Source organism: Maritimibacter harenae (assembly GCF_009882975.1).
In the GTDB taxonomy this organism is placed as follows: Bacteria; Pseudomonadota; Alphaproteobacteria; order Rhodobacterales; family Rhodobacteraceae; genus Maritimibacter; species Maritimibacter harenae.
Genome location: NZ_WTUX01000022.1, coordinates 144,495 through 166,894 on the forward strand (window position 1 = coordinate 144,495; position 22,400 = coordinate 166,894).

The following is a 22,400-nucleotide window of genomic DNA, read 5'->3' on the forward strand; positions in this document are numbered from 1 at the left end:
GAAGATAGACGCCGGAAGACATCTCAGCGCAGCCGCGCCACCACGTAGTCCGCGATGTCCGCCAGCATGTCCAGGATCGGGCCCTCCGGCAGGCCCACGAGGCTGTCCTTGGCCCGCTGGGACCAGCCCAGCGCGGCTTCGCGCGTGGCCTCCAGCGCGCCATGACCGGACATCAGCGAAAGGGCGTGCTCAAGGTCCCCGTCGCGCTGGTCGTTGCGCTCCAGGGTGCGCTTCCAGAACGCCCTCTCGTCGTCGTCCGCCGTCGCGATCGCCTTGATGATCGGGAGCGTCAGCTTGCGTTCACGGAAATCGTCGCCCACGTTCTTTCCGGTCGCGTCGCCGCCCCAGAAGTCGAGCAGGTCGTCGACCACCTGGAACGCGATGCCCAGCGCGTCGCCGTAATCGTGCAGCGCCCGGATGCGCTCTTCGCTGACACCCGCAAGGATGCCGCCCACCTCTGTCGCCGCGGCGAACAGCGCGGCCGTCTTGCCCCGCACCACCTTGAAATAGGTGTCTTCCGTGGTCGTGATGTCCTGCGCCGCCGTGAGTTGCAGAACCTCGCCCTCGGTGATCGTGGCCGAGGCGTTCGAGAGCACCTTCAGCACCCGGAGGCTGTCGGCCTCAGTCATCAGCTGGAAGGAACGTGCGAAAAGGTAGTCGCCCACCAGCACGCTCGACTTGTTGTCCCACAGGAGATTCGCGGTCGGCCGGCCGCGACGCTGGCCGCTTTCGTCGACCACGTCGTCGTGCAGAAGGGTCGCGGTGTGGATGAATTCCACGGCGGTGGCCAGGTGCACGTGATGTCCGCCCTCGTAGCCGCACAGCCGTGCCGCGGCGAGCGTCAGCATCGGGCGCAGGCGCTTGCCGCCCGCCTCCACGAGATGCGCGGTCACCTCGGGAATGCGCGGGGCGTGCTCGGACGCCATGCGCGTGCGAATCATCGCATCGACCTGCGACAGATCGTCCTTCAGGTGATCTGCCAGACGTTCATGGGGTTTGTGCGCTTTCTGATCGAGCACGTGCATTCTCCCCCTACCTCGCTGGCTTGGCCCGACCTTTGTCTCGACAAGCCGCCGGAATAGGTCCTAAGTCCCAAATATGAAAGAGCTTCTCCGCACGAACGATCCAACGGTCATTGCATTCGCCGAGGCCCTTTTGTCGGGCGAACGTATACAGACCTTTGCCATGGACGTCCATATGAGCGCCCTGGAGGGATCAATAGGTATTTTACCTCGTCGTCTTATGGTCCGGTCCGAGGATCTTGCGCGCGCGCGCCGTGTGCTGACCGAAAACGGGATCGAGATCGAGGAGACATGAGTATGGGATTTGCCCGGCATCTGGTGACCGAGGACAAGTTCCTCGGCGGTGAGCTTGTGCTGATGCAACCGCGCGACGGGTACCGGGCCGGGGTCGACCCGGTCTTCCTCGCCGCATCCGTGGCCGCGCACGACGGTGAAAGCGTGCTCGACCTGGGCTGCGGCGTCGGGGCGGCCGGGCTGTGCCTGGCCCGCCGGGTGCCCGGCATCACGCTCGTGGGCGTGGAGCGGCAGCCGGATTACGCGGACCTCGCGCGCAAGAACGCCTTCGACAACGACATCGACATGGAGGTGATCGAGGCGGACCTGGCCGACCTCCCCGCCGAGGTGAAGGACCGCAGCTTCGATCACGTCATCATGAATCCGCCCTACTACCTGCGCGACAGGTCGACCACGTCCGACGATCCGGGACGGGAGGCGGCTTTGTTCGAGGATACGCCGCTGGCCACGTGGATCGACATCGCCACGCGGCGGCTGACCCATCGCGGTTACCTCACCATGATCCAGCGGGCCGAACGGCTGCCGGAGATCCTGGGCGGCATGGACGACCGGCTGGGCAGCATCCTGGTCAAGCCGCTCCTGCCCCGCGACGGGCGCGCGGCGGTTCTGGTTCTGGTGCAGGCGCGCAAGGGCGGGCGCGGGGCGTTCCGGCTGGCCGCGCCGCTCATCCTGCACGACGGGGCCGAACATGTGGGCGACTCGGAAAGCTACCGGCGGGAAGTCTCCGCCATCCTGCGCGACGGCGCGGCGCTGCCGCTCTGGTAGGGTTCTCCCGACCCGCTTGTCATTTTGTGACGAATCCAGAGTTGAATCTTTGGCATTTGTTTGCCTGCAGACAGCTTTTTGAAACGATTTCGTGACAGACTGACCGCTCTATGCTGAAATCAGATCATCAGTTCACGAAAAGGAGGACCCTATGGATTTGAGTGCACGCTTGAAGGAACTCCGTCGGAAACATGAAGCGCTGTCGATGGAGGTCGAAGCGGCGCAGCGCAGCCCGGGTACCCCGGACAACGAGATCATTTCCTTGAAGAAGAAGAAGCTTCAGCTGAAGGACGAGATCGAGCGTCTCGCCACTACCTGAACCGGCACTCAACCCGGGCGGTTTCGACCTGCCCGGGCGGCCAACAAGGCACCTGACGTGATCAGGAGCGCGGACACGACCAGAACCGGTCGCGGCGCGGCTATGCCGACCGCGATCAGGACGAAGGTCGAAAGAAGCGGCGCGGCGTAACTCGCCGTGCCGAGAAGCTGGATGTTTCCATGCTTCACGCCCAGGTCCCACGTGTAGAACGCAAGCCCCACCGGACCCAGCCCCAACGCGATCGCCGACGCCCAGCCAAGGGCGGTGGCGGGCCAGATCGTGTCTTCCATCGCGACATGCGCGACCCCGGAGAGCACCGCGCTCGCGATGCAGAACACGGCGACGCTGTCCGTGGGCGCGTAACCGAACCGGCGGGACAGGACCGAATACCCCGACCACGTCAGCGCGCACAGCGCCGCGAAGCCGTAGCCCGGCAGCGCGGCCACGTCGAAGGCGCCGCTCTCGGGCATCAGGAGAAGCGCCGCCCCGGCGAAACTCACCACCGCCCCCAGAACGTGGCCGGACCGAAGGCGTTCGCCCGGCAAGAGCCCGGAGAACAGCACGATCAACAGCGGCCAGAGATAGGCGATGAGGCCCGCTTCGGCCGCGGGCGCCAGCCGCAGGGCGCTGAAGTAGAAGAAGTGGTAGCCGAAGAGGCCCGCAGTCCCGATCGCGTAGACATGCCAGGGCACCCGCGCCAGGCGGCGCCAGCCGCCCGTCACGCTGACCCAGACCAGCCCGATCGCGCCGCCGATCACGAAGCATATCGCGTTCAGCAGCATCGGCGGCACCGGCGCGCTGCCCACCGTGAACAGCGCCAGGAGCGCCCAGAGCAGGACGGCCGTGAAGCCGATGGAGGTCGCGCGAAGCTCGGTCATACCGCGACATGGCACGAAAAAACCGGCCCCGAAAGGCCGGTTCTTCCCTCCTCCCAGAGAAGGCGCGTCAGACGAAGAACTGCGCGCCGTTTGCCGAGATCGTCGAGCCGTTGATGAACCCGGCGTCGTCGGCCGCGAGGAACACCACGCAGCGCGCGATTTCCTCGGGCTCGCCCAGGCGGCCCGCCGGGATCTGGGCAATGATCGATTCGCGCACCTTCTCGGGCACGGCCATCACCATCTCGGTCGCGATGTAGCCGGGGCAGACCGCGTTGGCGGTGATGCCCGCACGCGCGCCTTCCTGCGCCAGCGATTTGATGATCCCCAGGTCGCCCGCCTTGGTGGCGGCATAGTTGGCCTGGGCGAACTGGCCCTTCTGGCCGTTGATCGAGCTGATGACGATGACGCGGCCGAACTTGCGTTCGCGCATCCCGGGCCAGATCGGGTGGACGGTGTTGAACACGCCGGTCAGGTTGGTGTCGATCACCTCGTTCCACTGTTCCGGGGTCATCTTGTGGAAGGGCGCGTCGCGGGTGATGCCCGCGTTGGCGACGACCACGTCGATCGGGCCGAGGTCGGCCTCGACATGCGCGATGCCGGCCTTCGATTCCTCGTAATCCGCCACGTTCCACTTGTAGGTCTTGATGCCGGTCGCCTCGGTGAAGGCCTTGGCCTTCTCGTCGTTGCCGGCATAGGTCGCCGCGACCTCGTACCCGGCCTCCTTGAGCGCTTTCGAAATGGCCTCGCCGATACCGCGCGAGCCGCCTGTCACCAGTGCCACACGTGCCATGGTGTCACCTCCCTCGTATGAATCCTCGTTGAAACTCTGTTACCCATTATGACAATTGTGCGCAAGAAAGTTTCGCGCTGAAAACGGTTACCGACACAAAAAAGGGCGCCGAAGCGCCCTCTTTCCCGGTTGTCCTTACGGACGCTCGAGGCACATGGCCACGCCCATGCCGCCGCCGATGCACAGCGTGGCGAGGCCCTTCTTCGCGCCCCGCCGCTTCATTTCGAACAGCAGGGTGTTCAGGATACGCGCGCCGGAGGCGCCGATCGGGTGGCCGATGGCGATGGCGCCACCGTTCACGTTCACGATCGCCGGATCCCAGTCCATGTCCTTGTTCACCGCGCAGGCCTGCGCCGCGAACGCCTCGTTCGCCTCGACCAAGTCGAGGTCCGAGGCCTTCCAACCGGCCTTTTCCAGCGCCTTGCGGCTGGCGTGGATCGGGCCCACGCCCATGATCGACGGGTCGAGCCCGGCGGTGGCGTAACTGACGATGCGCGCCAGCGGCTCGATCCCGCGCTTCTCGGCCTCGTCGGCCGTCATCAGGAGCGCGCCGGCCGCGCCGTCGTTGATGCCCGAGGCGTTCGCCGCGGTCACGGTGCCGTCCTTGGTGAAGGCCGGGCGGAGCTTCTGCATCGCGTCCATCGTCGCGCCGTGGCGGATGTACTCGTCATCCGCGACCTCGATGTCGCCCTTGCGGGTCTTCACGGTGAAGGGAACGATCTCGTCCTTGAACTTGCCGGCCTTCTGGGCCGCTTCGGCCTTGTTCTGGCTGGCCACCGCGAATTCGTCCTGCGCGTCGCGGGTGATCTGCCACTTCTCGGCGACATTCTCGGCCGTCTGGCCCATGTGGTAGCCGTTGAACGCGTCCCACAGGCCGTCCTTGATCATCGAGTCGATGAACTTCATGTCGCCCATCTTGTGACCCGCGCGCAGGTGCGCGACGTGGGGGCTGAGCGTCATGTTCTCCTGGCCGCCGGCCGCGACGATGCCCGCATCGCCGAGCTGGATGTGCTGGGCGGCGAGCGCCACGGCGCGCAGGCCGGAACCGCAGACCTGGTTGATACCCCAGGCGGCGCTTTCGATCGGGAGCCCCGCGTTGATGTGCGCCTGGCGGGCCGGGTTCTGGCCCTGGCCGCCGGTCAGCACCTGGCCGAGGATGGTTTCGTCGACATCCGCCTTGTCGATCCCGGCGCGTTCGACGAGCGCCGACAGCACGTTGGCGCCCAGGTCATGGGCCGGCGTGTTGGCGAACGCGCCACTGAAGCTGCCCACGGGTGTCCGTGCAGCCGATGCGATTACGACATTGGTCATGATATGTCCTCTCCGAGTCTGTTCCGGCATGCGCCGGAACGGGCCTGGAAGATGCATCGCGTGCACCGCACGCGATTCCTCTCCCGTCACATGCGTCGCACAAAGCATTATGCTGCATAGCAGCGTGAATCAAGTCGTGAAGGGACGTGGCGTCAGGCGCGGCCCATGCGGGCGTCACGGTGGGTGCGCCGAAGAAATAGCCCTGCATGAAATCGCAGCCCGTCGCAGCCATGAACCTGGCGTCGTCGAGGGTTTCGACGCTTTCGGCGACGGTCATCATGTCGAACTGCCGCGCCACCGACAGCATCGCCTGCGCGATCACCTGGTTGTCCGGGGTATCCGCGATCCCGCGGATGAATTCCCCGTCGATCTTGAGGATGTCGAAGTAGAAGTCGCGCAGGTACCGGAACGCGGTGTAGCCCGCGCCGAAATCGTCCAGCGCGAAGGCGACGCCCTCGGACTGCATGTCGGCCATGAAGACCTGCACCACCTCGGGAATGATGATCGCTGTGCGCTCCGTGATCTCGAGGATCAGGCGTTCGCCGATGGTCGGGTCCCGTTCGAGCCCGTGCTTGAGCACATTCATCCAACGCGGGTAGCCGATCGAACGGGCCGACATGTTGATGGCGAGGCGCAGGGACGGCTCCCGCTCGAGCGCCGCGAGCCCGAGTTCGAGCGCGAGCGCGTCCAGCCTGCGCCCGAGTTCCTGGCGCTCGATGGCGTCGATGAAATCGCGCGCCGGAATGATCCGGCCGGTGTGGTCGAGCACGCGGACGAGCCCCTCGTAGAAGGCAACCTTGTCCGGGTTCCGGCAGCGCATCACCGGCTGGAAGGCCAGCATGACCTGCCGTGCGTCCACCGCGCGGCGCACCATCGCCAGCGTATCGCGGTCCCGCCCCTCGATCGCGACGCTCAGGGGACTCGACACCTCTTCCCCCGGCGGGGCCGTGTCAGCACGGGACGGATCGGACATGGCGCACCTCGTTCATCGACGCGTGGCCATGTTTGGGCCAGACCTGCTAAGAACCGGTAAAGGGCCGGCGGGAAAGGAACGGGCATGGGAGACAGGTGCAGCTGGTGCGGCGAGGATCCGCTCTATGTCGCCTACCACGATACCGAGTGGGGCGTGCCGGAGTACGACGGCCGCGCCTTGTGGGAAAAGCTCATCCTCGACGGATTCCAGGCCGGGCTGAGCTGGATCACCATCCTGCGCAAGCGCGACAATTTCCGCACGGCCTTCGCGGGCTTCCGGCCCGAGGTCATCGCGGACTGGGGCGAGGACGAGGTCGCGTGGCTTCTCGCCGACGAAGGCATCATCCGCCACCGCGGCAAGATCGAGGCGACCATCGGCAATGCGCGCGCATATCTCGACATGGGCGGAGCAGCGGCGTTTTCCGAGCGGATGTGGTCCTACGTGGACGGCGCGCCCTTGGTGAACCGGTTCGCATCGCAGGCCGAGATCCCGGCGTCGACCCCGCTTTCGACGCAGCTGTCGAAGGACCTCAAGGCGGCCGGGTTCAAGTTCTGCGGGCCGACCATCGTCTATGCCTGGATGCAGGCCTGCGGGCTGGTCAACGACCACGTGCTGGGCTGCCCGGCGCGGCGGGTCTGAGGTTTCGGACGGGCTGACGCCCGTCCGACCCGCTGGGAGGGCGCTGCCCTCCCAGACCCTCCCGAAGTATTTCCGGAACGATGAAGAGCGTCAGAAGCTCGCTTCGGGGCGGAAGTCGGCCGGGATGTCGTCGCGGCCCTCGAGGACGAGGTCGGCCATGACCTGTCCGACCATCGGCGCGATGCCGAAGCCGATCTTGAAGCCGCCGTTGGCGATGTAGTGACCCGGCCGGTCCGGCCAGGCGCCGAGCATCGGAGCGCGGGTCCGGGCGCGGGGTCTGAGCCCGGCCCAGCGTTCGACGACGGGCGCATCGGCGAGCGCGGGGACGGCAGCGCGGGCGCGCGCGATCACCGCGTCGAGCTGGTCGTCGGTGGTGTCGGGGGCGTCGAAGTCGCGTTCGGTGGTCGACCCGATGGCGGTGGTGCCGTCCGCGTGGGGCACCACGTGCATGGTGTCGGCGAAGATCTGCGGCAGGTCGCGCGCGTCGAAGGCGAGCCGGGCCGCCTGCCCCTTCACGGCCACGCCCACCATACGGTGGTGGCGCTTCGTCAACGCCTCGAGCCCCGCGGCCCCGGTGGCCCAGACCACCGCCCCTTCGTCCCCGGCCTCGGCCGCGATGGTGCCACCCAGCGCCTGGACGGCGGCGGCAAGCGACGCGCAGGCGTGGCGCGGGAACATCCGCGCGGTGAGCGTGTCGTGGATCAGGCGCCCGGTGGGCGAGAGAGGGGCCCAGTCGCCCGCCTCGACCACCTGCCAGTCGTAGCGCCCCTGCCAGAGCTCCCGAGCGGTCTCGGCCCGTGCACGGGCGCGTGCCAGCGCGTGGTCATCGGCGATCGGTTGCAGCCGGCCGGTGCGGGCGTAGGTGGAAGGCACGCCCCCGGTGTCCTCGACCGCGCGCCAGAACGCGGCGCCCATGTCGAGGGCGGCGAACTGGAACGCCTTCTTGGGATTCCAGTTTTCCGGTACGTGCGGGGCGAGCGCGCCGACCACGCCGCCAGAGGCCCCGCCGCCGACGCCGGCGGGATCGACGACGCGCACCGCGGCCCCGCGGCGGGCGCAGGCATAGGCGACCGAGAGGCCGAAGGCCCCCGCGCCGCGCACGGTCACGTCCACCATTGCCAAGTCGCCGGCCCTCCTTCATGTCTCGAACCCTGTGCATAGGGGATTGGCGCGCGATGGACCAGACGGCCGAATTGGAATGGCGCGACGGGCAGGTGCCGGTGTCGACCAGGTTCGACGACCCGTATTTCAGCCTTGCGGGCGGGCTGGCGGAGTCGCGCTACGTCTTCCTCGGGGGCAACGACCTGCCGGTCCGGTTCGCGCCGGGGTTCCACATCGCCGAACTGGGCTTCGGCACCGGGCTCAACATGCTCGCGGCCTTCATCGCCTGGCGCGCGGCGGGCGCGGGCCCCGCCCGGTTCACGAGCTTCGAGGCCTACCCGATGACGGCCGGCGACATCGCCCGCGCGCTCACGGCCTTTCCCGAGGCCGAGGCGGTCGCGGGTCCGTTCCTTGCCGCATGGGAGAGGGGCACGCGGCGCTTCGACATGGACGGCTTCGCGGTCGAGGTGATCACGGGCGACGCGCGCGAGACGCTGGCCGCGTGGGACGGTTCGGCGGACGCCTGGTTCCTGGACGGCTTCGCCCCGGCCAAGAACCCGGAACTGTGGTCCGAGGACCTGATGGCCGAGGTCGGGCGCCACACGGCGCCGGGCGGCACGGCGGCGACCTACACCGCAGCCGGGTTCGTGCGCCGGGGGCTGGCGGCGGCGGGCTTCGCCGTCGAGCGGCGACCGGGCTTCGCGGGCAAGCGCCACATGAGCGTGGCACGAAAGGACGGCGTATGAGTGCGAACAACGTGCGGGCGGGTATCCTGCTGATGATCGGGGCGGTCTTCGTTTTCGCCGTGCAGGACGGCGTGTCGCGACTGCTGGCCGACAAGTACAACGTCTATCTCATCGTCATGATCCGATACTGGTTCTTCGCGGCCTTCGTGGTGGCGATGGCCGCGCGCTCGGCCGGGGGTCTGCGCCGGGCGGCCACGACCACGCAGCCGGTGCTCCAGACCTTCCGCGGGCTTCTCCTGATCGCCGAGGTCTGCGTCACGGTCTATGCCTTCGTGGTGCTGGGGCTCATCCCGACGCACGCGATCTTCGCCGCCTACCCGCTGATGATCGCGGCACTTTCCGGCCCGATCCTGGGCGAGGCGGTGGGGCCGCGCCGCTGGGCGGCGATCGGGGCCGGGTTCATCGGCATCCTCGTGATCCTGCGGCCCGGCTTCGCGGTCTTCGCCCCCGAGGCGTTGATCGCCGTGGCTGCGGCGTTCCTCTTCGCGGTCTACGGGCTGGCCACGCGCTTCGCCGCGCGGCGCGACAGCGCCGAGACCTCGTTCTTCTGGACCGGCGTGACCGGCGCCGTCGCGATCACCGTGATCGGTCTGTGGTTCTGGGAGCCGCTGGCGCGCGAGGATTGGCTCTGGATGTTCCTGCTGTGCCTCACCGGCGCGGGCGGGCATTTCCTGCTCATCAAGAGCTACGAACAGGCCGAGGCGAGTGCGCTGCAGCCCTTCGCCTATTTCCAGCTCGTGTTCGTGTCGATCATCGCGATCACCTTCTTCGGCGAAAGCATCGAGACGAACGTGGCCATCGGCGCGGTCATCGTCGTCGGGGCCGGGCTCTTCACCGCGTGGCGCGAGCGGCAGCTGAACCGCCGGTCTACCGGCGCTTCAGCTCTGCGGTGAAGTCGAGCGGCTGCACTTCGCCGGTCAGCCGCGCGCGGTAGATCGGCAGGGTTTCGGACACCCGCATGACGTAGTTCTGGGTCTCGTCGAAGGGGATGTGCTCGATCCAGTCGACCACGTCGATGTCGTCATCGCGCGGGTCGCCGCGGTCCTCGGACCAGTTGTAGGCCCGGCCCAGCCCCGCGTTGTAGGCCACCGACAGCAGGACGATGTTGTCGCCGAAACGTTCCATCAACCACGCGAGGTATTCGGAGCCGAGGCGGATGTTGTATTCCGGGTCCTCGGTCAGCTTGTCGCGGTCGTAATCCACCCCGACCCGGCTGGCCATGTCCTTGGCCGTGCCCGGCATGAGCTGCATGAGGCCCAGCGCGCCCGCGTGGGAGCGGACGGTGTGGTTGAATTCGCTTTCGCGCCGGGAGATCGCCATTTCGAGCGCGCGCGGCACGTCGGGGTTGCCGCGCCCGATCTCGGGCGTCGGGAAATAGGCGTGCGGGATGACCTTGCCGAAGTTCACCGCATGCTTGGCGATCTTCAGCATGACATAGGGCATGTCGACGCTCTGTGCCCAGTCGGCCAGTGCCCCCGTTTCGGCCCGGTCGAGCCGCTCCGACAGGTGCACCGCGAAACGTTGCGTGAGGTACTTCTCGTCGAGCGCGGCGGTCAGCCGGGCGGCCTCCATGATCGGGGTGCCCCAGAAGCTGGCTTGCGTGAAATCGGGAAATTCCTCCTGACCGGTCAGCGCGGCGTCCATCTCGAGCCCGGCCTTCTCGGCGGCCAGGAGGCCATAGAAGGCGGTCTGGTGGGCGCCGCCCGCGGCATAAGCCGCCCGCGCGTCTTCGCCGCGTCCCATCGCCTCGAGCGCGCGGCCCTCCCAGTACCCGGCGCGGCCCAGGCTGATCGGCGTGTCGACGGTGTCCTTGAAGCTGCGGAAATGGTCCAGCGCGGTCTCGGGGTCGTCGAGCTTGCGCAGCGCGACGTAGCCCGCGATCCATTCGCAATCCTCGCGGCTCCAGCCGCTGTCGATATGGTGGTTCGCGGCCAGGCGATAGGCGGTTTCGGCCTTTCCTTCGCGCATCGCCCAGCGGGCAAGCGTGCGGCGTTGATAGCCCCAGCGCTCGGGGTCCCCCAACGCCTCGGCCGAGGTCGAGCGTGCCAGGATCATCTCGATCGCGTCGTCGTTGCGCCCCTTGCGCGCCCGCCAGAGCATGCGTTCGTAGGCAAGCCCCGGGTCGTCCGCCAGCGCCTCGGGCACCTTTTCGATCATCGCGTCCACGCCCGGCTCGTCATCCCGCAGGGCGATGCGGGCGTTGGCCAGGATCTGGCGGTCGGTGTCGATACGGGCCATGTGCCGCTCGGCCTGGTTGGTCAGCCCGCGCCACAGCAGCGTGTCCATGCGGGCCCAGTGGTGGTCGGCCAGCGTCTTGGGCCAGTCGTGCATGAACTGGTCTTCTTCGCCCCGCGACAACGACAGGGTCGTCCAGCCGCGGCGCGCCTCCGCCATCGCGGCATCCTTCGCCCCGCTTTCCCACAGCGCACGGGCATAGCGGATGACGCCCGTCCCGGTCTGGGGCGGGTGATCCGCGAAGAAGGCGAGGACATCGTTGATCAGCGCGTCGTCGGGAATGTTCGCCTCGCTGCGCTCGCGCAGCAGCGCCTCGCCCGGCCAGTCGGGATGGCGGGCGAGGAACGCCAGCGTCTCGACGAATGTGCCTTCGCCGGCGCGCAGGCGGTTCCACTGGATGATGTCGCGCGCCAGGTCGCCCGGATCACCGGCCGCGGCCAGTGCCTCGTCCCATTTGCCGTCCCGCATCAGGGCGAGCCCGTCCTCGAGCGCGGCGACCTCGGCGGCATCCTGCGCCAGGACCGGCCCGGCGCCCAGCATCACGCTGAGGGCCAAGCTTCGGAAAAGGCGGGTGAAATTCGAGAATCCACTTGTCATGACGGCATTCCTATCCGTCACGCTGCGTCTCGCAACACACATTCTTGGCATTTCCCGCCATCGCGGCTAGTTTCCGCCGCGTTTTACCCGGGGCGACTCACTGCCCCTTCCACGGACGCAAAAAGCAACAGGAGCGTGACATGCTGACAGGTTCGATTCCGGCCCTTGTGACGCCGTTCAAGGACGGCAAGGTGGATGTCGATGCGCTCAAACGCCTCGTGGAGTGGCATATCGAGCAGGGTTCGCACGGGCTGGTCCCCGTCGGCACCACGGGTGAAAGCCCGACGCTCCTGCACGAAGAGCACCTCATGGTGGTCGACGAAGTCGTGAAGGCGGTGGACGGCCGGATCAAGGTGATCGCGGGCACCGGGTCCAACAACACGGTCGAGGCGCTGCATTTCACCGAGCACGCGAAGAAGGCCGGGGCCGATGCCGCGCTGGTCGTGACGCCCTATTACAACAAGCCGACCCAGACGGGGCTGATCGCGCATTTCCTCGCGATCGCGGAAGTCGGCCTGCCGATCATCATCTACAACATCCCCGGCCGCTCGGCGGTCGACATGGCGCCCGCGACGATGGCGGAGCTGTCCAAGCACGAGATGATCATCGGCGTGAAGGACGCGACCGGCGACCTCGCCCGCGTCGCCTGGCAGCGCGAGATGTGCGGCAAGGACTTCATCCAGCTCTCCGGGGAGGATGCGACGGCGGTCGGCTTCAACGCGATGGGCGGCGTCGGCTGCATCTCCGTGACCGCCAACGTGGCCCCGAAGCTCTGCGCCGAGATGCAGAACGCGACACTGGCGGGCGACTACGACGCCGCGCTGGAGATCAGCGACAAGCTCATGCCGCTGCACCGCGCCGTGTTCATGGAGCCGGGCGTTGCGGGCGCGAAATACGGCATGTCCAAGCTGGGCCTCATCTCGGACGAGGTGCGCCTGCCGCTGATGACGCTGTCGGACGACACGAAAGCGGCGATGGACAGCGCGATGCGTCACGCGGGTCTTTTGAACTGAGGCTTTTCGGTGGGGTCTCCTTGACCTATATGGGGACCCCATGGCCAAGCAAGACGACAACAAGAACTACAAGGTGGTCGCCGAGAACCGGAAGGCGCGGCACGACTACGCGATCGAGGACGATCTCGAGGTCGGCATCGTGCTGGAAGGCTCAGAGGTGAAGAGCCTGCGCAACGGCGGTGCGAACATCGCCGAAAGCTACGCGGCCGTCGAGAACGGCGAGCTGTGGCTGGTCAACGGTTACATCGCGCCCTACGAGCAGGCCAAGACCTTCGGCCACGACGAACGCCGCCGGCGCAAGCTGCTTGCCTCGAAGAAGGAGCTCGCGCGCTTGTGGAACGACACGCAGCGCAAGGGCATGACGCTCGTCCCGCTGGTGCTCTACTTCAACCACAAGGGCATCGCGAAGATGAAGATCGGGATCGCCAAGGGCAAGAAGATCCACGACAAGCGCGCGGACAAGGCCAAGCAGGACTGGAACCGGCAGAAGCAGCGGCTGCTCAAGCAGAGCTGAGCGCCGCGTGCCGCGTCATTCCTCGACCGGCACCCAGATCTCGTAGAGCATCTTGCCGGGTTCCGGCTTCGAATCGTCCGGGTAACACTCGAACACCGCGCCCTCGCGCTGCTTGAAGGGCGAGGCGGGGAGCCATTCCGAGAATACCGCGTCGAACCGTTCGGGCAGCTCGGACATCGCCGTGCGCTGGGAAAACACGACGTAGTCGCCTTCGACCAGCGTCATCTCGCAGGTGCCTTCGGGGATGTCCTCGGCCTCTTCCACCTCGATCCCGACCCCGTACCGGAACGATCCGTCCGGCGCCGGGTCCATCGAGATGCCGTAGAGCACGTCCGAAACCTTGTGCTTGATACCGTCCTTGATGGCGAAGAACTGCTCGTAGAGCTTCGGGATCTGGTCCCGCGTCTCCATCGTGTAATCGCCCGCGAGCCCGACGATGAGCTTTTCGCGCGACAGGACCAGTTCGGGATTCGGCAACGTGACCATGGGACCTCCTCAGGCGCCGACGCTAGCGCAGGCCCCGGGGGACCGAAACCCCCAGTCGACAGGTTCCGCGGTTCGGGAGGCGTTGCTGCGCCTGCATTCTGAACGCACGAGTCACCGGGCCCGCGACCGTCCGTCATGATCGCATCTGTCTATGTTTGCGCTCGCATACCGTGACGCGGCCCCCACGGATGGTCACGATTCCCCGAAACGCGGCGTCGCAGCATTGATTTTCGTCGGATTCGCATTGTGACACCCGTCTCATCCCCGCTAAACCATGCACGACAACTGCCCATGCGGCGCAAAGGGAGAGAACGCTGATGAAGGTGCTCGTGCCTGTGAAGCGCGTGATCGACTACAACGTGAAGGCGAAGGTTAAGTCCGACGGCTCCGGTGTCGATCTTGCGAATGTTAAAATGTCGATGAACCCGTTCGACGAGATTGCCGTTGAAGAGGCGATCCGTCTGAAGGAAGCGGGCGTGGCCGAGGAAGTGGTCGCGGTGTCGATCGGGGTCAAGCAGGCGCAGGAAACGCTGCGCACGGCGCTGGCGATGGGCGCGGACCGCGCGATCCTCGTAGTGGCGGCCGATGACGTGCACGATGACATCGAACCCCTGGCGGTCGCCAAGATCCTGAAGGCCGTGATCGACGAGGAGCAGCCCAAGCTGGTGCTCGCCGGCAAGCAGGCGATCGACAACGACATGAACGCCACCGGCCAGATGCTGGCCGCGCTCCTGGGCTGGGGCCAGGCGACCTTCGCCTCCGAGCTCAAGATCGACGGCGACGCGGCCACCGTGACGCGTGAAGTCGACGGCGGCCTGCAGACGATCAAGGTGGGCCTGCCCGCCATCGTCACCGCCGACCTGCGCCTGAACGAGCCGCGTTATGCGTCGCTGCCCAACATCATGAAGGCCAAGAAGAAGCCCTTGGACGAGAAGACCGCCGAGGATTACGGCGTCGACGTCGCCCCGCGCCTCGAGGTCGTCAAGACCACCGAGCCGCCGGTGCGCCAGGCCGGCATCAAGGTCGAGAGCGTCGATGAGCTGGTCTCGAAACTCAAAGAGAAGGGGGTCGTGTGATGGCTGTTCTCCTGCTTGCCGAAGTGAATTCCGGCGAACTGGCACTGGACGCGACCGCGAAGGCGGTCTCCGCCGCCAAGGACCTGGGTGACGTGACCGTGCTCTGCGCCGGGGCGTCTGCCGCCGCCGCGGGCGACGAAGCCGCCAAGATCGACGGTGTCGCTAAGGTGCTGGTCGCCGAGGGTGACTCGCTCGGCCACCGCCTGGCCGAAGCGACCGCGGACCTGATCGTGTCGCTCGCGGGCGACTATTCCCACATCGCCGCACCGGCGACGACGGATGCCAAGAACATCATGCCGCGCGTGGCCGCGCTGCTCGACGTGATGGTGATCTCGGACGTCTCCGGCGTGGTCGACGCCGACACGTTCGAGCGCCCGGTCTATGCCGGCAACGCGATCCAGACGGTGAAGTCGAAAGACGAGAAGAAGGTTCTCACGATCCGGACCTCGACCTTCGACGCGGCCGGCACCGGCGGTTCCGCCTCCGTCGAGACGATCGACGCCCCCGCGGCCTCCGGCCTGTCGGAATGGGTCGAGGACAAGGTGGCCGAGAGCGACCGCCCGGAGCTGACCTCGGCGGGCATCGTCGTGTCGGGCGGCCGTGGCGTGGGCTCGGAAGACGACTTCGCGCTGATCGAGAAGCTGGCCGACAAGCTGGGCGCCGCCGTGGGTGCGTCCCGTGCGGCGGTCGACTCCGGCTACGCCCCGAACGACTGGCAGGTGGGCCAGACCGGCAAGGTCGTCGCCCCCGAGCTCTACGTCGCCGTGGGCATCTCGGGTGCGATCCAGCACCTCGCCGGCATGAAGGACTCGAAGATCATCGTCGCGATCAACAAGGACGAAGAGGCGCCGATCTTCCAAGTCGCCGACTACGGCCTCGTCGCCGACCTCTTCACCGCCGTGCCGGAGCTGATCGAGAAGCTCTGATCCGAGCGGATCCGACTGACGGAAAGGCCCGCCTGATCGGCGGGCCTTTTCTTTTTCACAGAAGCCGGCGCAATGACGCGTCGAGCGCGGACGCCACCCGGGCGTGGGCGACCGTGCCAAGCATGCCGCGCGCCGAGGGCTCTTCGAATTCCGAAAAAACGAGCCCTTCGAAACCCTCTGCGATCTCGTCGGGCGTCGCGACGACCTCAACCACGTCCTCGGCGAAGGGGGCGACGGCGTTCAGCATGTCACGGTCGACGAACAGCGGGTCGTTGCCCCAGGCCGTATCGGTCGCGCGCCGCTCCGGCGCATGGGCCGACAGCCACAGGAGCACGACACGGGATTCGATCGTGGACATGAAGCCCTTCATCCGCGCGACCCAGGCCTCGCGCAATTCCTGCTCCACCATCGCGAAGCGCTCTGCCGATGTCGCCCGCAGCGCCCCCAAAAGGTGGCGCGTGAAGTGGAACTCGGTGAAATCGACGTCCCGGTAGATCGACTTGAGCAGGTTCGAGGCCCGCAGGAACCGGTCGTTGCGGCGCGGATGGACCGCGTAGAACCGGTTCGACATGTTCTGCGCCCCGGTGATCTCGATCACCGTCACGCGCGCCTCCGAACAAATGGCGTTGACCGTCGGATCGAGCGCGAAAACATCCACCCCGGCATTCACGTAGCCCAGGTTGATCACCGGCATGTCCAGCACGCCCTCGGTCAGCGCCGGATAGGGGTGTTCGAGGAATTTCCCGTAGGTCTCGGTCCCGCCGACCACCGCGACGTAGGGCGCGGTGAGCTTGCGCTTCGGCCCCCGAAAAAGGATCTTCGATTTCCCGTACCGGCACGGGACGTAGTCAAGGGTGCTTTCACCCAGCGTTTCAAAGGCCATGCCACCCACTCCAGTCTTGCCCGCACGGGAGACTGCCAGCGTTGGGTTGCCAAAGACTTAAGCCCGGCACGGCAGACCCATGATTCCGGCGCCTTGGTTAATGGGTGGGCCTTGCCCCGCCCCCGTGCACGCGCATAAGGTCCGTCAGACAACGAATAGGTGGCAGATGACAATCGAGACGGTGGGCGTGATCGGCGCCGGGCAGATGGGCAACGGGATCGCGCACGTGATGGCGCTCGCGGGTTACCGGGTGCTGCTGACCGACGTGAGCCAGGACGCGCTCGACGCCGCGCTCGTGACCATCCGCGGCAACCTCGACCGGCAGGTATCGCGCGGAAAGGTGTCGCAGGAGGACTGCGACGCCGCGCTGGAGCGCATCACCACCACGCTGACCCTGTCCGACCTGGGCGCCTCCGACCTTGTCATCGAGGCCGCGACCGAGCGCGAGACGGTCAAGCAGGCGATCTTCGAGGATCTCATTCCGCACCTGAAGCCGGACACGATCCTGACCTCGAACACATCGTCGATCTCGATCACGCGCCTCGCCTCGCGCACCGACCGGCCGGAGAAATTCATGGGGTTCCACTTCATGAACCCGGTACCGGTCATGCAGCTCGTGGAACTGATCCGGGGCATCGCGACGGACCAGGCGACCTTCGAGGCCTGCCAGGAGGTCGTGGCCAAGTTGGGCAAGACCTCGGCCAGCGCCGAGGATTTCCCGGCTTTCATCGTGAACCGCATCCTGATGCCGATGATCAACGAGGCCGTGTACACGCTCTACGAGGGCGTGGGATCGGTGAAGTCGATCGACGAGTCGATGAAGCTGGGCGCGAACCATCCGATGGGGCCGCTGGAGCTAGCCGATTTCATCGGGCTGGACACGTGTCTTGCCATCATGAACGTGCTGCACGACGGGCTCGCGGACACGAAGTACCGTCCCTGCCCGCTGCTCACGAAATACGTCGAGGCCGGGTGGCTGGGCCGCAAGGCCGGTCGCGGGTTCTACGATTATCGCGGGGACACGCCGGTTCCGACGCGCTGAGGGGCTCAGGGCTCCAGCGTCAGCGTGTGTTCGCGCAGCCACTTGATGAAGCCGCGCGGGTTCTTCTCCAGAAGCGCCATCTGTTCGTCCGAGAGCGGCTCGCCGATGATCGGCGCGATGGGCTTGTTGCAGGCCTTGACGATCTCGTGGATCAGAAGGCCCTGGCGCAGGGTCGCCGACACCTGGTTGGCGATGTTGTAGGCGCGGGTGTTGCCGCCGAGATAGCGGATCGGCACCACCTTGGCGCCGGTCTTGCGGATGAGCTGCGCGGTGAAGAGGTTCCATTCCGCCTCGACCGGCGGGCCCCACCAGGTCTCGGACGCGGCCACGACGCCGGACGGGAAGACGCCGATCACGCCGCCCTCCTTCAGCCGCTGGAGCGCCAGTGCGCGCATTTCCTTGCCCTTCTGCTGGGCGTCGGGGTCGTGCGGGAACGGCACCGGGATCAGGAAAGCGCTCGCCACCTCGTCCAGCCCGGTCAGGACCGAGCGGGTGAGGATCTGGAAATCCGGGCGCACGCGGGCGATCATCTCGCCCATCACCATGCCGTCGACCAGCCCGTGGGTGTGGTTCGCCACGATCACCACCGGCCCCTCCTTGGGGATGCGGGCGATCTGTTCCTCGGGCGTCTCGATGTCGATGCCCATCGCCTCGATCGCGCCGGCCCAGAAATCGATGCCGGTGGGGGCACCGAGCTTCTCGAACTTCCGGATCATGCGGAAGACGCTGAGCTTGCCGGTGGCCATCTCCATCCAGCGGATCAGCCGGGCCTGCACCTTGTTGTCGAAGGTGTCGGCATATGTGAGGTCGCGCTTGGAGTATGTATGACCGTTGTTCGGGGCGAGCGCGGTGGAGCGGGACGTCTCAACCATGTCCGCCCTTTGCGACGCGGACTCCTGCCTTGCTTCGCGGGCCCTGGCGGCCCGGGCAACGGTGTTGACGGATTGGTCCAAACGGGTCGCCCCCTTCAGTTCTCGACTCTCGCGACACGTGTTCTTACATGCCTTCGCCGAATTTGTCAGCCACCAGGGCATCGAGGGCTTCCATGAGCGCCTCGGCCTGGGGCCCCGAGGTCTCGACCTCGATCTCGCTGCCGCGCGATGCGGCCAGCATCAGCAGACCCATGATCGAATCCCCCTCGGCCTCCATCCCGTCCTTCGAGACGCGGGCCCGGGCATCGTGGTTCTCGACCACATCGACGAACTTGGCCGAAGCCCGGGCGTGCAGGCCCTTCTCGTTCTCGATCTTCATCTTACGCGCGAGCGATGTACTCATCAAACCGTGCCTTCCGCCTGCGCGCCGTCGATGGCGTCAATATACTTGCGACCGGCCGCCAGTGCCGCCCGGCTGGCATCATCGACCGTTCCGTGGCGGGATTTCGCCAGTTTGACCAGCATGGGCAGGTTGGCACCATACAGGATCTTGCGGTTGCGACCGGCGCAGGCCGGCAGCGAAAGGTTCGACGGCGAGCCGCCGAACATGTCGACCACGACGATCACCCCGTCGCCCGTGTCGACCGCGTCGGCAGCGGCCATGATTTCAGCCCGCTTGCGCGCACGGTCGCAGTCGGCGGCGATACGGATCGCGCGAACACCATCAAGCTTGCCCACAACGTGTTCGACCGCCGACAGGTATTCGCCAGCCAAACCGCCATGCGCAACGATCACGATACCGATCAAGCGATGAACCTCGAAGTTTTCGTCCCGTGCCCTAAGGGCTGTCCCGCCCGATGCGTTCCAGCTCCCGATGCCTAATTGACACCTGCCAACCCCTGTCTGCAAGGGCCTTGGCCATACTTTCCGTCATGGTCACCGAACGGTGACGCCCCCCGGTGCAGCCGAAACCGATGGTGAGGTGTGCCTTACCCTCTTCCGCATAGGCCGGAAGCAGGAATTCGATGAGATCGCGGGTCTTGTCGAAGAACGTTGCGTAGCGCGCGTCCCGGGCGACGTAATCGGCCACCGCCGCGTCCTGTCCGGTCATCCCGCGCAGCTCCGGCTCCCAGTGCGGGTTGCGCAGGAAACGGACGTCGAAAACCATGTCGAGCCCGCGCGGCAGTCCGCGCTTGTAGGAAAAGCTCTGCACGGAAACCGAAAGAACCGTGCGGTCACTCCGATCGAAGACCGCCAGGATGTCGGCCTTGAGGTCGTGCGGCGACAGGTCCGAGGTGTCGATCAACACGTCGGCGCGCACGCGGATGGGCTCCAGAAGCTCGATCTCGCGGGCGATGCCCAGTTCCGGGTCGGCCTGCTTGCTCAGCGGATGCCGGCGGCGCGTTTCGGAATAACGGTTGAGAAGCACGTCGGGGCGGCAGTCCAGAAAAAGAACCTTCACCCGGTCCGACCACCCGGCCTGCCCCGCCTCGATCAGGTCGAGCACGGCGTGGGTGGAGAAGTCGCGGTTGCGCACGTCGATGCCCAGCGCGATCGGATGATCGGGCGGCGACCCAGAAAGGAGACGCGGGATCATGGTGATCGGAAGGTTGTCGATGATCTCGTAGCCCAGGTCCTCGAGCACGCGGAGCGACGTGGTGCGCCCGGCGCCCGACGGGCCGGTGACCAGCACGAGGCTGTTGCTCGAAGTGCCAGGGTCCTCTTCATTCATGACATGCGTCCGCCTTTTGCCAGGCTCCAGATGGCGGCCGGAAAGTGGGAAGAGTCAACCTTGTGCAGGAGAGGAACGGCGGTGCCGGCCATCACGATCTCGCGCCTTTCCGGCAGGCGCGCAGTCTCGACGGTGTCCATGTCGACCACCAGCCGCAGCGCCGCGCGCGGGACGTGGGGCACCTGCAGGAGCCCGACGCCCCGCGCCTCGATCACGCCCTGCATGCGCCCGGGACCGGTGAGGATGGGCCAGCCTTCGTCCCCGCGTTCGATCACGGTCATGTCGTCCGAGATCAGCGCGGCCCCCCGCGCGATCAGCTCCAGCGCCAGCGCGGACTTCCCGCTGCCGGACGCGCCGGTGATCAGGATGCCGTAGGCGTCGATCGCGATGGAGGTTGCGTGGCGGGTGTCGGAGAGGTGTGGCCGGTCGCTGTCCCGGCTCACACCGGGAGGCCCACGACGAACCGGGCGCCCAGCGGGTCCGACGTGATGTCGGCGTCCGTGGGGCGGATGTTCTCGGCCCAGATGACGCCGCCATGCGCCTCGACGATCTGCTTCGAGATGGCGAGCCCGAGGCCCGAGTTGTTGCCGAACTGACCCTCGGGCCGTTCAGAGTAGAAGCGGTTGAAGATCTTGGTCAGCGCCTCTTCGGGGATGCCGGGGCCGGTATCCTCGACCACGACGAGCACGCGGTTGTCGCGGTGGCGCGCCCAGACGCGGATCGCGTCGCCCTCTTCGCAGAAGCTGAGCGCGTTGGTGATCAGGTTGACGAAGACCTGCGCCAGCCGCGCCTCGAGCCCGTGGATCACGATCGGCGTGCCGGGGAGGTCCGAGATGAAGTCAACGCCTTTGCCCTCGGCCTCGTGGCCCAGGTACTCGGTCAGGTTGCGGATCATCTTGATGAGGTCGAACGCCTCTTCCTCTTCCTTCACCAGCTCGCTGTCGAGGCGGGAGGCGTTGGAGATGTCGCTCACCAGCCGGTCGAGGCGGCGCACGTCGTGGTCGATCACGTCGAGAAGCCGCTCGCGCTGCTCGTCCTTGCGCGCCATGCGCAGCGTGCCGACGGCGGAACGGAGCGAGGCCAGCGGGTTCTTGATTTCGTGCGCGACATCGGCGGCGAATTGTTCGTTCGCGTCGATCCTGTCGTAGAGCGCAGAGACCATGCCGCGCAGCGCTTTCGACAGGCGTCCGATCTCGTCGGGACGCCCGGAGAGGTCGGGAATGCGCACGCGGCCCGCGTTCACGGCGGCGTTCGAGTTCTTGTCGCGCCCGATCTCGGCCGCGGCGGCAAGGTCGGCCAGCGGATTCGCGATGGTCGAGGCGAGCACGAGGCTCAGCCCGATCGATACGAGAATGGCGATCACGAACATCTGGAGCACCTGCTCGCGCTCCGCCCGTACCAGCGCGTCGAGCTCGCCCCCGACCGAGGTCAGCGCGACCGCGCCGCGCACGGCGCCCTCGACGGTGATCGGCGTCACCACGGTGAAGCGCGTCGCCCCCGTCGCGTCCTGGCCGCCTTTTATCCGGGTGGTGCCGTTGAACACGTCCGGCAGCATTTCCTGCGCCAGCGAGACGCTGTCCACGGGCATCGGCGGCTCGGTGGATTGCGCGTCGATCAGGCCCGCGACGGCTTCCCAAACACGGCTGAGGAAATCGGTGATGATGGTCGAGCGCTCGTCACCTTCCAACCCGACGACTTCGGGTCGGTCGGGACGCGGCAGGCCCTCGTTCGTGCCAAGCACGGTGCCGTCGGGGCCGAAGATCACGACGTCACCGGTGTCGTAGATGTTGGTCTCCGCCAGCACGGCGCGCACCACGTCGGGGGTGAGCCCGTCTTCCTCGGTCTCGGGGTCGGGGGTGCCGTCGACGCTCTGCTGGACGACGAAGACCTCGGCCAGCAGCTCGGCGGTCATCACCAGCGCGCGTTCACGCTGCGCGACAAGGCTGTCGCGCACCGGGTTGAGATAGAGAACCCCGGCCACGAGCACGACGAGGCCGAGGATGTTGAAGGTGATGATCTTGCGGGCAAGGGGAGAGCGGTTGACCGAGATCGCGCGCCGCTTGTTGCGGCTGTCGCGCAACTCGGCATCGACCGACGACTGGGGATCAACCCAATCTTCGCCCAGCACCACATCGGCGCCGTCCGTGGTCGCTTCGGTATCCCTCACCAAGTTTTCTCCGCCCCGG

The 22,400-nt window shown here is 66.8% G+C and carries 25 protein-coding genes and 1 pseudogene; 11 read left to right on the top strand and 15 right to left on the bottom strand.

Going from position 1 to position 22,400, the window contains the following annotated elements:
* Nucleotides 1-23 precede the first annotated feature (23 nt).
* Nucleotides 24-1,019, bottom strand: a complete 996-nt coding sequence (locus GQE99_RS19490) for a polyprenyl synthetase family protein (protein WP_328794223.1) — start codon at nt 1,017-1,019, stop codon at nt 24-26.
* A 79-nt stretch (nt 1,020-1,098) separates the two neighbouring features.
* Here GQE99_RS19490 and GQE99_RS19495 point away from each other — a divergent pair, with 79 nt between their 5' ends.
* From GQE99_RS19495 to GQE99_RS19505, 3 genes are all read left to right on the top strand, one after another.
* Complete coding sequence (locus GQE99_RS19495) at nt 1,099-1,317, top strand: putative signal transducing protein (protein ID WP_161353629.1); 219 nt, start codon at nt 1,099-1,101, stop codon at nt 1,315-1,317.
* A gap of 2 nt (nt 1,318-1,319) precedes the next feature.
* Complete coding sequence (locus tag GQE99_RS19500) at nt 1,320-2,081, top strand: tRNA1(Val) (adenine(37)-N6)-methyltransferase (protein WP_161353759.1); 762 nt, start codon at nt 1,320-1,322, stop codon at nt 2,079-2,081.
* Between the two features lie 151 nt (nt 2,082-2,232).
* The gene (locus GQE99_RS19505; RefSeq protein WP_161353630.1) at nt 2,233-2,400 is read left to right on the top strand and encodes a DUF465 domain-containing protein; all 168 of its coding nucleotides are present in this window, start codon (nt 2,233-2,235) and stop codon (nt 2,398-2,400) included.
* A gap of 8 nt (nt 2,401-2,408) precedes the next feature.
* On the opposite strand, the gene yddG is transcribed toward GQE99_RS19505, so the two are convergent.
* From yddG to GQE99_RS19525, 4 genes and pseudogenes are all read right to left on the bottom strand, one after another.
* Nucleotides 2,409-3,278 carry an aromatic amino acid exporter YddG gene (gene yddG, locus GQE99_RS19510; protein ID WP_161353631.1) on the bottom strand — a complete coding sequence of 290 codons (870 nt, stop codon included), beginning with the start codon at nt 3,276-3,278 and terminating at the stop codon, nt 2,409-2,411.
* Between the two features lie 67 nt (nt 3,279-3,345).
* A complete protein-coding gene (gene phbB / locus GQE99_RS19515) occupies nt 3,346-4,068 on the bottom strand; it encodes an acetoacetyl-CoA reductase (RefSeq protein ID WP_161353632.1) in 723 nt (240 codons plus the stop codon).
* Between the two features lie 135 nt (nt 4,069-4,203).
* Nucleotides 4,204-5,379 (bottom strand): acetyl-CoA C-acetyltransferase, encoded by a 1,176-nt coding sequence (locus GQE99_RS19520; protein ID WP_161353633.1) that lies wholly within the window; start codon nt 5,377-5,379, stop codon nt 4,204-4,206.
* A gap of 163 nt (nt 5,380-5,542) precedes the next feature.
* Nucleotides 5,543-6,352: pseudogene (locus GQE99_RS19525) on the bottom strand (EAL domain-containing protein); the annotation flags it as partial.
* Between the two features lie 84 nt (nt 6,353-6,436).
* Here GQE99_RS19525 and GQE99_RS19530 point away from each other — a divergent pair.
* The gene (locus GQE99_RS19530) at nt 6,437-6,991 is read left to right on the top strand and encodes a DNA-3-methyladenine glycosylase I (RefSeq protein ID WP_161353634.1); all 555 of its coding nucleotides are present in this window, start codon (nt 6,437-6,439) and stop codon (nt 6,989-6,991) included.
* Nucleotides 6,992-7,081: 90 nt separating this feature from the next.
* On the opposite strand, the gene GQE99_RS19535 is transcribed toward GQE99_RS19530, so the two are convergent.
* The gene (locus tag GQE99_RS19535) at nt 7,082-8,107 is read right to left on the bottom strand and encodes an NAD(P)/FAD-dependent oxidoreductase (RefSeq protein WP_161353760.1); all 1,026 of its coding nucleotides are present in this window, start codon (nt 8,105-8,107) and stop codon (nt 7,082-7,084) included.
* A gap of 59 nt (nt 8,108-8,166) precedes the next feature.
* On the opposite strand from GQE99_RS19535, the gene mnmD reads away from it, so the two are divergent.
* Both mnmD and GQE99_RS19545 read left to right on the top strand, forming a co-directional pair.
* Nucleotides 8,167-8,838, top strand: a complete 672-nt coding sequence (gene mnmD, locus GQE99_RS19540) for a tRNA (5-methylaminomethyl-2-thiouridine)(34)-methyltransferase MnmD (protein ID WP_235917306.1) — start codon at nt 8,167-8,169, stop codon at nt 8,836-8,838.
* Nucleotides 8,835-9,731 carry a DMT family transporter gene (locus GQE99_RS19545; RefSeq protein WP_161353636.1) on the top strand — a complete coding sequence of 299 codons (897 nt, stop codon included), beginning with the start codon at nt 8,835-8,837 and terminating at the stop codon, nt 9,729-9,731. Before mnmD ends, GQE99_RS19545 begins: the two co-directional genes overlap by 4 nt.
* On the opposite strand, the gene GQE99_RS19550 is transcribed toward GQE99_RS19545, so the two are convergent.
* On the bottom strand, nt 9,706-11,670 hold the full coding sequence (locus GQE99_RS19550; RefSeq protein ID WP_161353637.1) for a lytic transglycosylase domain-containing protein: 1,965 nt from the start codon (nt 11,668-11,670) through the stop codon (nt 9,706-9,708). The genes GQE99_RS19545 and GQE99_RS19550 overlap by 26 nt on opposite strands.
* A 140-nt stretch (nt 11,671-11,810) precedes the next feature.
* Here GQE99_RS19550 and dapA point away from each other — a divergent pair, with 140 nt between their 5' ends.
* Together dapA and smpB are read left to right on the top strand one after the other, a co-directional pair.
* Complete coding sequence (dapA, locus tag GQE99_RS19555) at nt 11,811-12,683, top strand: 4-hydroxy-tetrahydrodipicolinate synthase (RefSeq protein WP_161353638.1); 873 nt, start codon at nt 11,811-11,813, stop codon at nt 12,681-12,683.
* A gap of 40 nt (nt 12,684-12,723) precedes the next feature.
* Nucleotides 12,724-13,197 carry an SsrA-binding protein SmpB gene (gene smpB, locus GQE99_RS19560; protein ID WP_161353639.1) on the top strand — a complete coding sequence of 158 codons (474 nt, stop codon included), beginning with the start codon at nt 12,724-12,726 and terminating at the stop codon, nt 13,195-13,197.
* Nucleotides 13,198-13,212: 15 nt separating this feature from the next.
* Here smpB and GQE99_RS19565 read toward each other — a convergent pair whose 3' ends face one another.
* On the bottom strand, nt 13,213-13,683 hold the full coding sequence (locus GQE99_RS19565) for a GyrI-like domain-containing protein (RefSeq protein ID WP_161353640.1): 471 nt from the start codon (nt 13,681-13,683) through the stop codon (nt 13,213-13,215).
* Between the two features lie 317 nt (nt 13,684-14,000).
* On the opposite strand from GQE99_RS19565, the gene GQE99_RS19570 reads away from it, so the two are divergent.
* Entirely contained in the window at nt 14,001-14,759 is a 759-nt protein-coding gene (locus tag GQE99_RS19570) for an electron transfer flavoprotein subunit beta/FixA family protein (RefSeq protein ID WP_161353641.1), read from the top strand.
* Nucleotides 14,759-15,685: an electron transfer flavoprotein subunit alpha/FixB family protein gene (locus tag GQE99_RS19575; RefSeq protein ID WP_161353642.1), complete on the top strand. Its 927-nt coding sequence runs from the start codon at nt 14,759-14,761 to the stop codon at nt 15,683-15,685. Before GQE99_RS19570 ends, GQE99_RS19575 begins: the two co-directional genes overlap by 1 nt.
* Before the next feature lie 55 nt (nt 15,686-15,740).
* Here GQE99_RS19575 and GQE99_RS19580 read toward each other — a convergent pair whose 3' ends face one another.
* Nucleotides 15,741-16,568, bottom strand: coding sequence for a DUF6473 family protein (locus GQE99_RS19580; RefSeq protein ID WP_161353643.1), 828 nt, complete (start codon nt 16,566-16,568; stop codon nt 15,741-15,743).
* 166 nt (nt 16,569-16,734) lie between these two features.
* On the opposite strand from GQE99_RS19580, the gene GQE99_RS19585 reads away from it, so the two are divergent.
* Nucleotides 16,735-17,610, top strand: coding sequence for a 3-hydroxybutyryl-CoA dehydrogenase (locus GQE99_RS19585; protein ID WP_161353644.1), 876 nt, complete (start codon nt 16,735-16,737; stop codon nt 17,608-17,610).
* 5 nt (nt 17,611-17,615) lie between these two features.
* On the opposite strand, the gene GQE99_RS19590 is transcribed toward GQE99_RS19585, so the two are convergent.
* From GQE99_RS19590 to GQE99_RS19615, 6 genes are all read right to left on the bottom strand, one after another.
* Nucleotides 17,616-18,482, bottom strand: a complete 867-nt coding sequence (locus GQE99_RS19590; RefSeq protein ID WP_161353645.1) for a lysophospholipid acyltransferase family protein — start codon at nt 18,480-18,482, stop codon at nt 17,616-17,618.
* A 124-nt stretch (nt 18,483-18,606) separates the two neighbouring features.
* On the bottom strand, nt 18,607-18,885 hold the full coding sequence (locus GQE99_RS19595; protein ID WP_161353646.1) for an HPr family phosphocarrier protein: 279 nt from the start codon (nt 18,883-18,885) through the stop codon (nt 18,607-18,609).
* Nucleotides 18,885-19,289 (bottom strand): PTS sugar transporter subunit IIA, encoded by a 405-nt coding sequence (locus tag GQE99_RS19600; protein WP_161353647.1) that lies wholly within the window; start codon nt 19,287-19,289, stop codon nt 18,885-18,887. The genes GQE99_RS19595 and GQE99_RS19600 overlap by 1 nt, the downstream gene beginning before the upstream one ends.
* Before the next feature lie 31 nt (nt 19,290-19,320).
* A complete protein-coding gene (gene rapZ / locus GQE99_RS19605; RefSeq protein ID WP_161353648.1) occupies nt 19,321-20,214 on the bottom strand; it encodes an RNase adapter RapZ in 894 nt (297 codons plus the stop codon).
* Entirely contained in the window at nt 20,211-20,657 is a 447-nt protein-coding gene (locus tag GQE99_RS19610; protein WP_161353649.1) for an HPr kinase/phosphorylase, read from the bottom strand. Before GQE99_RS19610 ends, rapZ begins: the two co-directional genes overlap by 4 nt.
* Entirely contained in the window at nt 20,654-22,381 is a 1,728-nt protein-coding gene (locus GQE99_RS19615; protein WP_328794226.1) for a sensor histidine kinase, read from the bottom strand. The genes GQE99_RS19610 and GQE99_RS19615 overlap by 4 nt, the downstream gene beginning before the upstream one ends.
* Between the last annotated feature and the right edge of the window lie 19 nt (nt 22,382-22,400).